Below are 13,544 nucleotides of genomic sequence, written 5' to 3' on the forward strand. Positions count from 1 at the left end.
TTTTACGGCCGTGTCATCCGCAGGACATCCAGCGCCTCGTCGAGCTGCTCGACCGTGAGGTCGCCCCGCTCGACGTACCCGCTCTCCAGCACCACCTGCCGGATGGTCTTCCGCTCGGCCAGCGACTTCTTGGCGACCTTCGCGGCCTCCTCGTAACCGATGTACTTGTTGAGCGGGGTGACGACGGACGGGGAGGACTCGGCGTACTCCCGGGCCCGCTCCCGGTCGGCGACGATCCCGTCGACCGTGCGGTCCGCGAGCAGCCGGGAGGCGTTCGCGAGCAGCCGGACGGACTCCAGCACGTTCTTCGCGATGACCGGCAGCATCACGTTGAGCTCGAAGTTGCCCGAGGCACCGGCCGTGGCGACGGTCGCGTCGTTGCCGACGACCTGCGCGCACACCATGAGCACCGCCTCCGGGATCACCGGGTTGACCTTCCCCGGCATGATCGACGACCCCGGCTGGAGGTCGGGCAGCCGGATCTCCGCGAGGCCGGTGCGCGGGCCGGAGGACATCCACCGCAGGTCGTTGGCGATCTTCGTCAGGCCGACGGCGATGGTGCGCAGCTGACCGCTGGTCTCCACGAGCCCGTCCCGGGCGCCCTGCGCCTCGAAGTGGTCCCGCGCCTCGGTCAGCGGCAGCCCGGTGGCGTGGGCGACCTCCTCGATGACCGCGGCGGAGAACCCGGGCGGGGTGTTGATGCCGGTGCCGACGGCGGTCCCGCCGAGGGGGAGTTCGGCGAGGCGCGGCAGGGAGGCCTGGAGCCGCTCGACGCCGTAGCGCACCTGCGCGGCGTACCCGCCGAACTCCTGGCCCAGCGTCACGGGTGTGGCGTCCATCAGATGCGTCCGCCCGGACTTCACCACGTCGGCGAACTCCTCGGCCTTGCGGCCGAGCGAGCCCGCGAGATGCTCCAGGGCCGGGACGAGGTCCCGGGTGACGGCGGCCGTGGCGGCGATGTGGATGGAGGACGGGAAGACGTCGTTGGACGACTGGGAGGCGTTGACGTGGTCGTTGGGATGCACGTCGCGGCCGAGCCGCTCGCTCGCGAGGGTGGCGATGACCTCGTTGGTGTTCATGTTGGACGACGTCCCCGAACCGGTCTGGAAGACGTCGACGGGGAAGTGCTCGTCCCACCGGCCCTCGGCGACCTCACCGGCCGCCTCCTGGATCGCCTCGGCGACGTCCTTGTCCAGCACCCCGAGCCGCGCGTTCACCTTGGCCGCCGCGCCCTTGATCCGGGCGAGGGCCTCGATGTGGGCCCGCTCGAGCCGCTGCCCGGAGATCGGGAAGTTCTCCACGGCCCGCTGTGTCTGGGCCCGCCACTTCGCGTGCGCGGGGACGCGCACCTCACCCATGGAGTCGTGCTCGGTGCGGTACGCGGTCCTGTCCTGCTCGTCGGCCATCGACGATCACCTCCACGTGTCACAGCGTCCTCGACGCGACGACTGTTCCCCGTGGAGGCGCACCGTCACCGCGGGATTCAGGCGAGTCCGGGTCCCCGCACGGGAATCGACGTGAACGTGGGAGCGGGCGCCGGGTCCTGGAAGAAGTCGTTGCCCTTGTCGTCGACGACGATGAACGCCGGGAAGTCCTCGACCTCGATCTTCCACACGGCCTCCATGCCGAGCTCCTCGTACTCGACGACCTCGACCTTCTTGATGCAGTCCTGCGCGAGCCGGGCCGCCGGGCCGCCGATGGAGCCGAGGTAGAAGCCGCCGTGCGCGGCACACGCGTCGGTGACCTGCTTGCTGCGGTTGCCCTTGGCCAGCATCACCTTGGAGCCGCCCGCCGCCTGGAACTGCTCGACGTAGGAGTCCATGCGCCCGGCGGTCGTCGGGCCGAAGGAGCCGGACGCGTATCCCTCCGGGGTCTTCGCGGGCCCGGCGTAGTACACCGGGTGGTCCTTGAGGTACTGCGGCATCTCCTCGCCCGCGTCCAGCCGCTCCTTGATCTTCGCGTGCGCGATGTCGCGGGCCACGACCAGCGGGCCGGTCAGGGACAGCCGGGTCTTGACCGGGTACTTGGTCAGCTCGGCGAGGATGGCGTCCATCGGCTGGTTGAGGTCGATCTTCACGACGTCGCCCTCGTCGGCGAGCTGTTCGTCCGTCGTGTCCGGCAGGAAGCGCGCCGGGTCCGTCTCCAGCTGCTCCAGGAAGACGCCCTCCGCGGTGATCTTGGCGACGGCCTGGCGGTCCGCGGAGCAGGACACGGCGATGGCGACCGGGCACGACGCCCCGTGCCGCGGCAGCCGCACCACGCGCACGTCGTGGCAGAAGTACTTGCCGCCGAACTGCGCGCCGATGCCGATCTTCTGCGTCAGCTCGAAGACCTTCTCCTCCAGCTCCTTGTCCCGGAAGCCGTGCCCCAGGGGGGAGCCCTCGGCCGGGATGTCGTCCAGGTAGTGCGCGGAGGCGTACTTGGCGGTCTTCAGCGCGTACTCGGCGGACGTGCCGCCGACGACGATCGCCAGGTGGTACGGCGGGCAGGCGGCCGTACCGAGCGAACGGATCTTCTCCTCCAGGAACTTCATCATGGAGGTCTCGTTCAGAACGGCCTTGGTCTCTTGGTACAGGAAGGACTTGTTGGCCGAGCCGCCGCCCTTGGCCATGAACAGGAACTTATAGGCGCCGCCGTCGGTCGCGTACAGCTCGATCTGCGCGGGGAGGTTGGAGCCGGTGTTCTTCTCCTCCCACATGGTGAGCGGGGCCATCTGCGAGTAGCGCAGGTTGAGGTTCTGGTACGCGTCGTAGATGCCGCGGCTCAGCGCCTCCTCGTCCCGGCCCTCGGTCAGAACGTTCTGCCCGCGCTTGCCCATCACGATCGCCGTGCCCGTGTCCTGGCACATCGGCAGCACGCCCGCCGCCGCGATGTTGGCGTTCTTCAGCAGGTCCAGCGCCACGAACTTGTCGTTGCCCGACGCCTCGGGGTCGTCGATGATGCGGCGCAGCTGGGCGAGGTGGGCCGGGCGCAGATAGTGCTGGATGTCGTGGATGGCCTCCTCGGCGAGCTTGCGCAGCGCCTCCGGCTCCACCTTGAGGAAGGTCCGCCCGTCGGCCTCGAAGGTGGAGACACCTTCGGAGGTCACCAGCCGGTACGGGGTGGTGTCCTCTCCCATGGGGAGCAGATCGGCGTACTCGAACTCAGGCATCTCGCCCATTCCTCACTCGACAGACGGCCGCCCGCCTCCATTGGCGGGCGTCAACCAGCGTAGAACCTGCCACTGACGGCGAGCCTGTGAGGTAAGGCTCAGTTGCGAGGAATGGGGGGGTGTCGCGATCTATCGTGTGTGGGTACGCTGCTGTCGTGGACCTTCAGAAGCACGCCCCGCAGCAGGACAGCGCACCGAGCCCCGCCGATCTGCGCGCCTCGGACGCCGACCGTGACCGCATCGCCGACCTCCTGCGCGACGCTCTCGGCGAGGGCAGGCTGACCGCCGAGGAGCACGCCGAGCGTGTCGAGGGCGTGCTGGCCGCCAAGACGGTCGGCGAGCTCGACGCCTTCGTCCGGGACCTCCCGGCCGCCCACCAGCGCCGCGCGGCTCCCGTCTCGGCGCCGAACCGCCCCACCCTCGGCGCCATCCCGATGGACCCCGACGACAACGTGGTCGCGGTCTTCAGCGCCGCCGTCCGCAAGGGCCGCTGGCGCGCCGGCCGCCGCATCCACGCCTACGCGATCTTCGGCAGCGTGGAGATCGACCTCAGCGAGGCGCTCTTCGACCACCAGCAGGTCGTCGTCAAGGCCTTCTCGGTCTTCGGCAACGTGGAGGTCCGTGTCCCGGAGAACGTGTCGCTGCGCGGCATGGGCGGCGGCGTCCTCGGCAGCTTCGAGGTGGCCACGCTGGACGCCGAGGACCCCGAGGCGCCCGTGGTCTACGTGGACGGCTGGGCGGTGCTGGGCAACGTGGAGGCGCGGCCCAAGCGCGGCAAGCTCGTCGCGGACATCCTGGACCGGGTCCAGCGCTCGATGGACCGCGCGCAGCGCTCCGTGGACCGGAGCATGCGCAAGCATCTCGGCCACTGACGCCTCCGAACGCGGCCTGCAGCACCGGGCGGTTGGGGACTCAGTGCATAGGCGCGCGTACATCGGGTAAGCCTTGCTGCATCGTCTCTCGCTCGCGAAGCCGTCGTCAGGAGTAGACCGTGCTGCAACCGCCGCATTCGTCCCTGCAGGTAGCTGCCGTTCCGGCCCAGCGGGTGCCAGCGCGAGACAGGGACCAAGACGCCCCCTGGCACACCGAGGCGGTGTGCCGCCGCGACGAGGCCGGCCTGTTCTTCGCCCCGTCGAAGGAACCCACCGCCGCCCGCCTCTCCCGCGAGGAGGCGGCCAAGCGGGTCTGCGCCCGCTGCCCGGTGATGGTCGAGTGCCGCGAACACGCCCTCCTCCAGCCCGAGCCGTACGGCGTCTGGGGCGGCCTGACCGCGGCGGAACGCCGAGTCGTCCTGGCCCGGCGCCGCCGCCGCGAGATGGAACTGAAGAAGGCGGCCCGCACGACGAGCCGCATAGCGGCGGCAGGCTGAGAACACACACGGGAAAAGGGCGCCCCCTCCGCACAGGGGGCGCCCTTTCATTGCCGGTGAAGGCGACCTACCCAGGGGCGCGGGGAACTGCGCGACCAGCCACGGCGCACCCGCAGCCGCCGACGATCAGCACCCCCACCCACCTGGCGCCTTCACTTGGCGCGGTCGAAATCAATCGCGCTGTAGGCCCGCAGCTTGCTCAGCCGGTGCTCGGAGTCGATCCTCCGCACCGTCCCCGACTTCGACCGCATCACGATCGAATCGGTCGTGGCCGTCTCCGACCGGTAGCGCACACCCCGCAGCAGCTCACCGTCGGTGATCCCGGTGGCCACGAAGAACACGTTGTCCCCGGTGACAAGGTCCTCCGTGGTCAGCACCCGGTCCAGATCGTGCCCGGCGTCGATCGCCCGCTGCCGCTCCTCGTCGTCCTTGGGCCACAGCTTGCCCTGGATCGTCCCGCCCAGACACTTCACGGCACAGGCGGAGATGATCCCCTCAGGGGTGCCGCCGACGCCGAGCAGCAGGTCGATGCCCGTACCCTCACGCAGGGCCAGGATCGAGCCCGCCACGTCACCGTCGGAGATCAGCTTGATCCGCGCCCCGGTCTCCCGGATCTCCTTGATGATGCCCTCGTGCCGCGGCCGGTCCAGGATCACCACGGTGACGTCCTCGGGCGTGACCCGCTTCGCCTTGGCGACCCGGCGGATGTTCACGCTCACCGGCGCGTTGATGTCGACGAAGTCCGCGGCCTCGGGGCCGGTGACCAGTTTGTCCATGTAGAAGACGGCCGACGGGTCGAACATCGAGCCACGCTCGGCGGCCGCCAGCACCGCGATCGCGTTGGTCATGCCCTTGGCCGTCAGCGTCGTGCCGTCGATCGGGTCGACGGCGATGTCGCACTCGGGCCCGGTCCCGTCGCCCACGCGCTCCCCGTTGAAGAGCATCGGGGCCTCGTCCTTCTCGCCCTCCCCGATGACGACGACGCCGTTCATCGAGACGGTCGAGACGAGGGTCCGCATGGCCCGTACAGCGGCCCCGTCGGCGCCGTTCTTGTCTCCGCGCCCGACCCAGCGGCCGGCGGCCATCGCCGCGGCCTCGGTCACCCGGACCAGCTCCAGGGCGAGGTTGCGGTCGGGTGCCTCGGAGGGCACATCGAGCTCGGACGGCAAGTGATGATGCTCGGTCATCGGAGCGCACCTTTCTGTACGACGACGGCCGGATGAGGGTGTTGGGGCCGACTCTATCGTTAGGCAGACAAAATGAGCAGGGGCCCCCACGGATGAGCGCTCCGGGTACCTGCGACGATAGGGGCGTGGCAGGAAAGAACAGCATGCAGAAAACGGCCCGGGACATGATCCTCTCCCTGGGTCTCATCGGACTGGTCGCGGGAGTGGTCTGGCTGTTCATCCCGCACGACGACAGCGACCCGGACCTCAAGCGGGTCGACTACCGGGTCGACCTGCTCACGGCCCGCCGCGCCGCCTCCTACCCGGTGGCCGCCCCCGAGGGACTGCCCGAGGCGTGGAAGCCCACCTCGGTGCGCTATCGCGGCGAGGAGGGCGAGTCCTGGCACCTCGGCTACCACACCCCCGACGGGGAGTACGTGGCGGTGGAGCAGTCCACGCGGAAGCCGGTGCTGTTCATCGAGGACGCGACCCAGGGCGCCGAGAAGACCGGGGTCACCCAGCGCATCGACGGCAAGACCTGGACGCGCTACGAGGGCGAGCGCTACGACGCGCTGGTGCTGGAGGGGACGGACGGCTCGACCACGGTGGTGACGGGCACGGCGTCCTTCGGGCAGCTGACGAAGATGGCGGAGTCGCTGCGCACGCAGTGAGCACCACGGCATACGGGAAGGGCCCCTGCGGAGTGATCCGCAGGGGCCCTTCCCGTATGCCGCGACGTGACTCAGACGACGCTGACGACCTGCTCGTACTCCAGCCGCGGGCTGCGCGGGAACCAGGCGTCCGGGCCGGGCCGGCCGATGTTGACGATCATCAGCGGGGTGTGGTCGTCGTCCAGGAACTCCTTGCGGACGCCCTCGAAGTCGAACCCGGTCATCGGTCCGGCGGCCAGTCCCGCGGCCCGCACGCCGACGATGAAGTAGGCGGCCTGGAGGGCGGCGTTCAGCGCGGCGGCGTTCTCACGCACCGGGCGCTCGGCGAAGAAGACGTCCTTGGCCTGCGGGAAGTGCGGGAACAGGGCGGGCAGCTCCTCGTGGAACTCGTTGTCCGCGGAGAGGATCGCGACCAGCGGCGCGGAGGCCGTCTTCGGCCGGTTGCCCTCGGCCATGTGCGCCACCAGACGCTCGCGGGCCTCGGGGGAGCGGACCAGGGTGACGCGCAGCGGGCTCTGGTTGAAGGCGGTCGGGCCGTACTTGACCAGGTCGTAGATGGCCCGCACCTGCTCGTCGGTCACCGGCTCGTCGGTGAACGTGTTGGCGGTGCGCGCCTCGCGGAACAGCAGGTCCTGGGCGGCCGGGTCAAGAACGAGAGACATACGTGAACCTTCTGAGGTGGTGCGGTCTGACGTCATCGACCGTACGCCCAATGAAGTTCAACGCTCAACAAAATCCGGAGTGTGGTGATCCACTTCACAGACTCCGTCGAGGGGCACCCGGGGGTTGCTACGACCTGCTCGCCCCTATGCCCTACCCGGCTTCCCCGGTGTCGGCCTCGGTCTCGGCCTCCGCCTCCTCCGCCAGCGCCGCGTCCAGCCGCGCCCGCGCGCCCTCCAGCCAGCGCCGGCACACCTTGGCCAGCTCCTCGCCGCGCTCCCACAGCGCGAGGGACTCCTCCAGCGTCGTACCGCCCGCCTCCAGCCGCCGCACGACCTCGATCAGCTCGTCCCGCGCCTGCTCGTACCCCAGTGCCTCGGCCACCGCCGCCTTCTGCTGCGTCCCGCCGGTCACCGTCTGCTCCGTCTCGCCGGTCATCCGCCCACCCTACGCATCCACCCGGACCGTGAACTCGCCCTCCGACACCCGCGCCCGCAGCGCCTCACCGGCCTCCACCTCGCCCGGGGCGCGCACCGCGTGACCGTCGGACCGCTGGAGCACCGCGTACCCGCGCTTCAGGGTCGCCGCGGGGGACAAGGCCACCACGCGTGCGTGCGTGTGGGTCAGCTCGGAGTCCGCGCGGTCGAGCTGGTGCCGCAGACAGCGCCGGCCCCGCTCCAGCAGCGCGGTCACCTCCTCCGCCCGCGTGTCGATCATCCGGTGCGGATCCTGTATCGACGGGCGGGCCAGCGCATGCGCCAGCCCCCGCTCCTCCCGGTCGACGAGCGCCTCCACGCAGCGCCGCGCCCGGTCCCGCAGCAGCCGCACCCGCTCGAACTCCTCACCCACGTCCGGGACCACCTTCTTGGCGGCGTCCGTCGGCGTCGAGGCGCGCAGATCCGCCACGTGGTCGAGCAGCGGATTGTCCGGCTCGTGCCCGATCGCCGAGACGACCGGCGTACGGCACGCGGCCACGGCCCGCACCAGCTGCTCGTCGGAGAACGGCAGCAGGTCCTCCACGCTGCCGCCGCCCCGCGCCACGATGATCACGTCCACGTCGTCGATCGCGTCCAGCTCCTTCACGGCCTGGACGACCTGCGGCACCGCGTGCACCCCCTGCACCGGCACATTGCGCACCTCGAAGCGGACCGCCGGCCAGCGGTGCCGGGCGTTCTCCAGGACGTCCCGCTCGGCCGCCGAGGCGCGCCCGCACACCAGCCCGATCAGCTGCGGCAGGAACGGCAGCGCCTTCTTGCGCTCCGGCGCGAACAGTCCCTCCCGCGCGAGGGACTTCTTCAGCTGCTCCAGCCGCGCCAGCAGCTCCCCGACCCCGACCGGCCGGATCTCGGCGGCCCGCAGCGACAGCTGCCCACGCGGCGCGTACCACTCGGGCTTGCAGTGCACCACCACGCGCGCACCCTCGCTCACCACATCGGCCACCGCGTCGAACACCTGCCGGTAGCAGGTCACGCCCACCGAGATGTCGTACGACGGATCGCGCAGCGTCAGGAACACCACCCCGGCGCCCGGCCGCCGCGACAGCTGGGTGATCTGTCCCTCGACCCACACCGCGCCGAGCCGGTCGATCCACCCCCCGATGAGCCGCGACACCTCACCGACCGGCAGGGGCGCTTCCGCAGACGTGTTGACAGCCATGCCGCGAGAGTAGTGCGCCCCACCGACAACGCACCGTGATCGGCCCCTGTGGACTCGGCCCTTACGATGGGACGCATGACTGCTTCGCCTGGCCGCCGTGTCCTGCTCGCCGCCCCCCGGGGCTACTGCGCGGGTGTGGACCGCGCCGTGATCGCCGTCGAGAAGGCCCTGGAGCAGTACGGGGCCCCCGTCTACGTCCGGCACGAGATCGTGCACAACAAGTACGTCGTGCAGACCCTGGAGAAGAAGGGCGCCATCTTCGTCGAACGGACGGAGGAGGTCCCCCCGGGCAACATCGTGATGTTCTCCGCGCACGGCGTGGCCCCCGTCGTCCACGAGGAGGCCAAGCGCGGCCGGCTCGCCACCATCGACGCCACCTGCCCGCTGGTCACCAAGGTCCACAAGGAAGCGGTCCGCTTCGCGGGCGAGGACTACGACATCCTCCTGATCGGGCACGAGGGCCACGAGGAGGTCATCGGCACCTCAGGCGAGGCACCCGACCACATCCAGCTCGTCGACGGGCCGGGCGACGTGGACAAGGTCGAGGTCCGCGACCCGTCGAAGGTCGTCTGGCTCTCCCAGACCACCCTCTCCGTCGACGAGACCATGGAGACCGTCGACGCCCTCAAGGAGAAGTTCCCGGAGCTGATCTCCCCGCCCAGCGACGACATCTGCTACGCCACGCAGAACCGCCAGCTGGCGGTCAAGCAGATGGGCGCCGAGGCCGACCTGGTGATCGTGGTCGGCTCGCGCAACTCCTCCAACTCCAAGCGGCTGGTCGAGGTCGCCAAGCTCGCGGGCGCCCGCGAGGCGTACCTGGTGGACTTCGCCGACGAGATCGACGAGGCCTGGCTGGAGGGCGTGACCACGGTCGGCGTCACCTCGGGCGCCTCGGTGCCGGAGGTGCTGGTCGAGCAGGTCCTGGAGTGGCTCGCCCAGCGCGGCTTCGAGGACGTCGAGATCGTCAAGGCGGCCGAGGAGTCCATCACCTTCTCGCTGCCCAAGGAGCTGCGCCGCGATCTGCGCGAGGAGGCGGCGACGCTGGTGGCCGAGCGCGGCGGCGCCGGGACCGGTGACAACGCGGGGGAGTGAGTGTGACGGTCACGGAGATCGACTCCGTGACCGTCCGTCGTCCGTCGTAACGTAGGGCCATGCAGATCTTCGGCGTGGACATCGGCGGATCCGGGATCAAGGGTGCCCCGGTCGACCTGGACGAGGGGGACCTGGCGCAGGAGCGCTGCAAGGTCCTCACCCCGCACCCGGCGACGCCGGACGCGGTGGCCGACGGCGTCAAGCAGGTGGTCGACCACTTCGGCTGGACGGGCCCGGTCGGCGTCACCTTCCCCGGAGTGGTCACCGAGGGCACCACGATCCGTACGGCGGCCAACGTCGACAAGAGCTGGATCGACACCGACGCACGCGTGCTGCTCGGCGACCGCCTGGGCGGACTGCCGGTGACGGTGGTCAACGACGCGGACGCCGCGGGCATCGCCGAGATGCACTTCGGCGCGGGCCGCCACCGGCGCGGCACGGTCGTCATGCTGACCTTCGGCACCGGCATCGGCAGCGCCCTGTTCACGGACGGCGTGCTCGTCCCCAACAGCGAGCTCGGGCACCTGGAACTGCACGGCCACGACGCGGAGAAGCGCGCGTCCAGCAAGGCCCGCGACGACCACGACCTGTCGTGGGAGGAGTGGGCGCACCGGGTGCAGAAGTACCTGGCCCACGTGGAGATGCTGTTCTCGCCGGAGCTGTTCATCATCGGCGGCGGCGTGAGCCGCAAGGCCCACAAGTTCCTGCCGCACATCGAGGGCATCAAGGCCGAGATCGTCCCCGCACAGCTGCAGAACAACGCGGGCATCGTCGGGGCGGCGATGCGGGCGGCGACGGGCGTCTGACGGGGGTGCGGGGGCGAGTCACTGCTGGACGCGGCTGCGTGCGCCGCGGCGGTTGCGGGTGATCATGCGGATCCTGCGGCCGATCACGATGATCCCCGCGACCAGCGTCCCCCCGTACAGCCACCCGGCCTGCGTGGCGAGGCCCGTCACCAGCCCCATCAGCTTGCTTCCGGTACTGCCGTCCCCGTCCTCGGCGACCGGCACGAGCCCCACCAGGAAGGCGATCGGCACGACGACGGGCGCGGTGAGCAGATCACTCCGCCGCACCCACACCGCCGTGAGCACGCACACGGGCAGGAACAGCACGCCGTAGACGGTCTGAGCCGCGCCCCCGAACAGCACGGCGGCCAGGAGACCGAGGGCGAGCATCACCAGCGCGCAGAAGAGACCACCGCCGAGGCCGGTGAGCCGGGGGTTGGGGAGTGCGCGGGCGGCAGCGGGCGGGGCGGCGGGCGGCCGTCGTACGGTCGCGGGCCGCCGCTGCGGTGTGCGGGGCGAGGACCGCGCGGCCGGGGCGGACCGTACGGGCCGGGCAGCGGACCGGTCGGACGACAGGGGCTGCTGCCCGGAGGCTGATCGGGCTGATTGGGGAGACCGCGCGACGCCACCCCCGGACGTGCGCCCCGCCTGCGGAGGCAGAGGCGGTCCGGTCGTCCTGGCCGACGACTGGGCCGAACGGGCCGACGACCGGGCCGCCCGGGCTGACGACTGGGCCGATCTGGTCGCCCCGGCCGCCGGCCTGTCGCGTCGCGGCGTGTCCTGCGCGGATCGCGTCCTGGGTTGCTCCACTGGACCAACTTAGGTCGGTTTATGTGCCGAATAGCCCGACAGACACGCCGGGGGCGGCGGCTTGGCCAGGCGTTCGATACGCCGCCGGGGCGGGCGCGGGCACGCCGTAGACTGGTGGATCGGCCCACGCGGACCAGTCGGCCAGGCCCACCCCCCAGTCCTGATCCAGTCCTCATCCTCACGTACGGGAAGTCGCAACGTGTCGCTCACGATCGGAATCGTCGGTCTGCCGAATGTCGGCAAGTCGACCCTGTTCAACGCCCTGACCAAGAACGACGTGCTGGCGGCCAACTACCCGTTCGCCACGATCGAGCCGAACGTGGGCGTCGTCGGCGTCCCCGACGCCCGGCTGGCGAAGCTGGCGGAGATCTTCAACTCCCAGCGGATCCTCCCGGCGACCGTCGACTTCGTCGACATCGCGGGCATCGTGCGCGGCGCCTCCGAGGGCGAGGGCCTGGGCAACAAGTTCCTGGCCAACATCCGGGAGTCGGATGCGATCTGCCAGGTCATCCGGGCCTTCAAGGACGAGAACGTCGTGCACGTCGACGGCAAGGTCTCGCCGAAGGACGACATCGAGACGATCAACACCGAGCTGATCCTCGCGGACCTCCAGACGATCGAGAAGGTCCTCCCGCGCCTCCAGAAGGAGTCGCGCATCAAGAAGGACCTCGCCCCCAAGGTCAAGGCCGTCGAGGAGGCGAAGGAGATCCTGGAGAAGGGCGACACCCTCTTCTCGCAGGGCATCGTGCAGGGCAGCGAGCGCGCGGAGCTCCTCCACGACCTGCACCTGCTGACGACGAAGCCCTTCCTCTACGTCTTCAACGTCGACGAGGAAGAGCTGATCGACGAGGACTTCAAGAACGAGCAGCGCGCGCTGGTCGCCCCGGCGGAGGCGATCTTCCTGAACGCCAAGCTGGAGGCGGACCTCGCCGAGCTGGACGAGGACGAGGCCCTGGAGCTCCTCCAGTCCGTCGGCCAGGACGAGCCCGGCCTCGCCACTCTGGCCCGCGTCGGCTTCAACACCCTCGGCCTGCAGACCTACCTCACCGCCGGCCCCAAGGAATCCCGCGCCTGGACCATCAAGAAGGGCGCCACCGCCCCCGAGGCCGCCGGAGTCATCCACACCGACTTCCAGAAGGGCTTCATCAAGGCGGAGGTGATCTCCTTCGACGACCTCGTGGAGACCGGCTCGGTCGCCGAGGCCCGCGCCAAGGGCAAGGCCCGCATGGAGGGCAAGGACTACGTGATGCAGGACGGCGACGTGGTCGAGTTCCGCTTCAACGTGTGAGCGAGCGCCGCCAAGATCATCCTGACGAACTGCAGGTCAGATGGGGTCTGCTCCTTCGCGAGCAGGCCCCGTGCTTCAGCTGAGCGCGACGCCCGTCTCCTCGGCCAGCGCCCGCAGCAGACGGTCCTGGAAGTCCTCGTCGTGGACGGCCGGATGCGGCTGCTGCCGCCTGCGGTGGTACCAGTAACCGCCGGTGGTGCGGGCCTCGGGGCTGTCGCTGACGGCGAGCCACTCCTGGGTCCGGTGGCCGAGTTCCAGATCGTCCGGCGCGTTCGGTCCGCCCATCCTGGTCGGGACCCAGCCCGGATCCACGGCGTTGCTCAGCACCCCGGGGCGCAGCCGGGCCACCGCGGCGGCGAGGGCGGTGACGTAGAGCTTGCTGTCGGCGTACGAGCCGGCGCTCCTGCCCTGCCAGTCGACGCGGGCGAGCGTGGGGCGCCCGCTGAAGTGCGAGCCGCTGCTCAGGTACACCAGGCGGCGCGGTGCGGGGAGCAGGGCCGTGAGCAGGTACGGGGCGATGATGTTGACCGGCATGACCGCAGGGCCGCTCCACACGCCGGCGTTGTGGACGACCGCGTCGAGCGGCTCGGCGTCGTTCAGCTCCGCGGCCATGTCCCGTACGGCGTCGCGGTCCGCGAAGTCGCCCACCACCAGGTGCGCCCCGCGGTCGGTCAGCGCGTCCAGGGCGGCGGCGCGCCGCTCGTTGCGGGCGTGCACGATCACGTCGTGCCCGGCGGACAGCAGGGCGTCCGCCGCGGCGCGTCCGAGACCGTCCGCGGAACCGGTCACCAGGACCCTGCTCACGGGGCCTCCCTTCGCTCTGCCGTCTTTCTCGACCAGGCCGCCGAGCGTACCGGGCGATGCGTGAGCGCCGTGCCGGCGACTCGCTGCTCGCC

General features: G+C 70.6%; 14 protein-coding genes. 6 read left to right on the forward strand and 8 right to left on the reverse strand.

Going from position 1 to position 13,544, the window contains the following annotated elements; all coding sequences use genetic code 11:
- Positions 1-2 precede the first annotated feature (2 nt).
- Both AB0412_RS23355 and AB0412_RS23360 read right to left on the reverse strand, forming a co-directional pair.
- Positions 3-1,406, reverse strand: coding sequence for a class II fumarate hydratase (locus AB0412_RS23355; RefSeq protein WP_366404501.1), 1,404 nt, complete (start codon positions 1,404-1,406; stop codon positions 3-5).
- A 77-nt stretch (positions 1,407-1,483) separates the two neighbouring features.
- Positions 1,484-3,160, reverse strand: a complete 1,677-nt coding sequence (locus AB0412_RS23360) for a fumarate hydratase (RefSeq protein ID WP_366404502.1) — start codon at positions 3,158-3,160, stop codon at positions 1,484-1,486.
- A 146-nt stretch (positions 3,161-3,306) separates the two neighbouring features.
- On the opposite strand from AB0412_RS23360, the gene AB0412_RS23365 reads away from it, so the two are divergent.
- Both AB0412_RS23365 and AB0412_RS23370 read left to right on the forward strand, forming a co-directional pair.
- A complete protein-coding gene (locus AB0412_RS23365; RefSeq protein WP_366404503.1) occupies positions 3,307-4,023 on the forward strand; it encodes a DUF1707 domain-containing protein in 717 nt (238 codons plus the stop codon).
- A gap of 119 nt (positions 4,024-4,142) precedes the next feature.
- Entirely contained in the window at positions 4,143-4,520 is a 378-nt protein-coding gene (locus AB0412_RS23370; protein WP_366404504.1) for a WhiB family transcriptional regulator, read from the forward strand.
- A gap of 152 nt (positions 4,521-4,672) precedes the next feature.
- Here the strand turns inward: AB0412_RS23370 and glpX are convergent, their stop codons facing one another.
- Entirely contained in the window at positions 4,673-5,707 is a 1,035-nt protein-coding gene (gene glpX, locus AB0412_RS23375; RefSeq protein WP_366404505.1) for a class II fructose-bisphosphatase, read from the reverse strand.
- Positions 5,708-5,850: 143 nt separating this feature from the next.
- Here glpX and AB0412_RS23380 point away from each other — a divergent pair, with 143 nt between their 5' ends.
- Complete coding sequence (locus tag AB0412_RS23380; RefSeq protein ID WP_366404534.1) at positions 5,851-6,357, forward strand: DUF4245 domain-containing protein; 507 nt, start codon at positions 5,851-5,853, stop codon at positions 6,355-6,357.
- 71 nt (positions 6,358-6,428) lie between these two features.
- On the opposite strand, the gene AB0412_RS23385 is transcribed toward AB0412_RS23380, so the two are convergent.
- The 3 genes from AB0412_RS23385 to xseA form a co-directional block, all read right to left on the reverse strand.
- Positions 6,429-7,019, reverse strand: coding sequence for a malonic semialdehyde reductase (locus AB0412_RS23385; protein ID WP_366404506.1), 591 nt, complete (start codon positions 7,017-7,019; stop codon positions 6,429-6,431).
- A gap of 151 nt (positions 7,020-7,170) precedes the next feature.
- On the reverse strand, positions 7,171-7,455 hold the full coding sequence (locus AB0412_RS23390) for an exodeoxyribonuclease VII small subunit (protein WP_366404507.1): 285 nt from the start codon (positions 7,453-7,455) through the stop codon (positions 7,171-7,173).
- A gap of 9 nt (positions 7,456-7,464) precedes the next feature.
- The gene (gene xseA / locus AB0412_RS23395) at positions 7,465-8,673 is read right to left on the reverse strand and encodes an exodeoxyribonuclease VII large subunit (protein ID WP_366404508.1); all 1,209 of its coding nucleotides are present in this window, start codon (positions 8,671-8,673) and stop codon (positions 7,465-7,467) included.
- Positions 8,674-8,739: 66 nt separating this feature from the next.
- On the opposite strand from xseA, the gene AB0412_RS23400 reads away from it, so the two are divergent.
- Both AB0412_RS23400 and ppgK read left to right on the forward strand, forming a co-directional pair.
- Positions 8,740-9,765 carry a 4-hydroxy-3-methylbut-2-enyl diphosphate reductase gene (locus AB0412_RS23400; protein WP_366404509.1) on the forward strand — a complete coding sequence of 342 codons (1,026 nt, stop codon included), beginning with the start codon at positions 8,740-8,742 and terminating at the stop codon, positions 9,763-9,765.
- A gap of 59 nt (positions 9,766-9,824) precedes the next feature.
- The gene (gene ppgK, locus AB0412_RS23405) at positions 9,825-10,571 is read left to right on the forward strand and encodes a polyphosphate--glucose phosphotransferase (RefSeq protein WP_366404510.1); all 747 of its coding nucleotides are present in this window, start codon (positions 9,825-9,827) and stop codon (positions 10,569-10,571) included.
- Between the two features lie 18 nt (positions 10,572-10,589).
- Here the strand turns inward: ppgK and AB0412_RS23410 are convergent, their stop codons facing one another.
- Positions 10,590-11,360, reverse strand: coding sequence for a DUF6542 domain-containing protein (locus AB0412_RS23410; protein WP_366404511.1), 771 nt, complete (start codon positions 11,358-11,360; stop codon positions 10,590-10,592).
- A gap of 199 nt (positions 11,361-11,559) precedes the next feature.
- Here AB0412_RS23410 and ychF point away from each other — a divergent pair, with 199 nt between their 5' ends.
- Entirely contained in the window at positions 11,560-12,648 is a 1,089-nt protein-coding gene (ychF, locus tag AB0412_RS23415) for a redox-regulated ATPase YchF (protein WP_366404512.1), read from the forward strand.
- Between the two features lie 75 nt (positions 12,649-12,723).
- Here ychF and AB0412_RS23420 read toward each other — a convergent pair whose 3' ends face one another.
- Positions 12,724-13,452: an SDR family NAD(P)-dependent oxidoreductase gene (locus AB0412_RS23420; protein WP_366404513.1), complete on the reverse strand. Its 729-nt coding sequence runs from the start codon at positions 13,450-13,452 to the stop codon at positions 12,724-12,726.
- Positions 13,453-13,544 lie beyond the last annotated feature (92 nt).

It is taken from the genome of Streptomyces sp. NPDC052012, assembly GCF_040689265.1.
Lineage (GTDB): Bacteria > Actinomycetota > Actinomycetes > Streptomycetales > Streptomycetaceae > Streptomyces.

What these genes read in the sequence shown, in the direction of transcription:
- AB0412_RS23385 (WP_366404506.1), bottom strand. Translation starts at nt 7,019, where the DNA reads ATGTCTCTCGTTCTTGACCCGGCCGCCCAGGACCTGCTGTTCCGCGAG.
- AB0412_RS23360 (WP_366404502.1), bottom strand. Translation starts at nt 3,160, where the DNA reads ATGGGCGAGATGCCTGAGTTCGAGTACGCCGATCTGCTCCCCATGGGA.
- AB0412_RS23400 (WP_366404509.1), top strand. Translation starts at nt 8,740, where the DNA reads ATGGGACGCATGACTGCTTCGCCTGGCCGCCGTGTCCTGCTCGCCGCC.
- AB0412_RS23380 (WP_366404534.1), top strand. Translation starts at nt 5,851, where the DNA reads ATGCAGAAAACGGCCCGGGACATGATCCTCTCCCTGGGTCTCATCGGA.
- AB0412_RS23355 (WP_366404501.1), bottom strand. Translation starts at nt 1,406, where the DNA reads ATGGCCGACGAGCAGGACAGGACCGCGTACCGCACCGAGCACGACTCC.
- ppgK (WP_366404510.1), top strand. Translation starts at nt 9,825, where the DNA reads ATGCAGATCTTCGGCGTGGACATCGGCGGATCCGGGATCAAGGGTGCC.
- xseA (WP_366404508.1), bottom strand. Translation starts at nt 8,673, where the DNA reads ATGGCTGTCAACACGTCTGCGGAAGCGCCCCTGCCGGTCGGTGAGGTG.
- AB0412_RS23390 (WP_366404507.1), bottom strand. Translation starts at nt 7,455, where the DNA reads ATGACCGGCGAGACGGAGCAGACGGTGACCGGCGGGACGCAGCAGAAG.
- glpX (WP_366404505.1), bottom strand. Translation starts at nt 5,707, where the DNA reads ATGACCGAGCATCATCACTTGCCGTCCGAGCTCGATGTGCCCTCCGAG.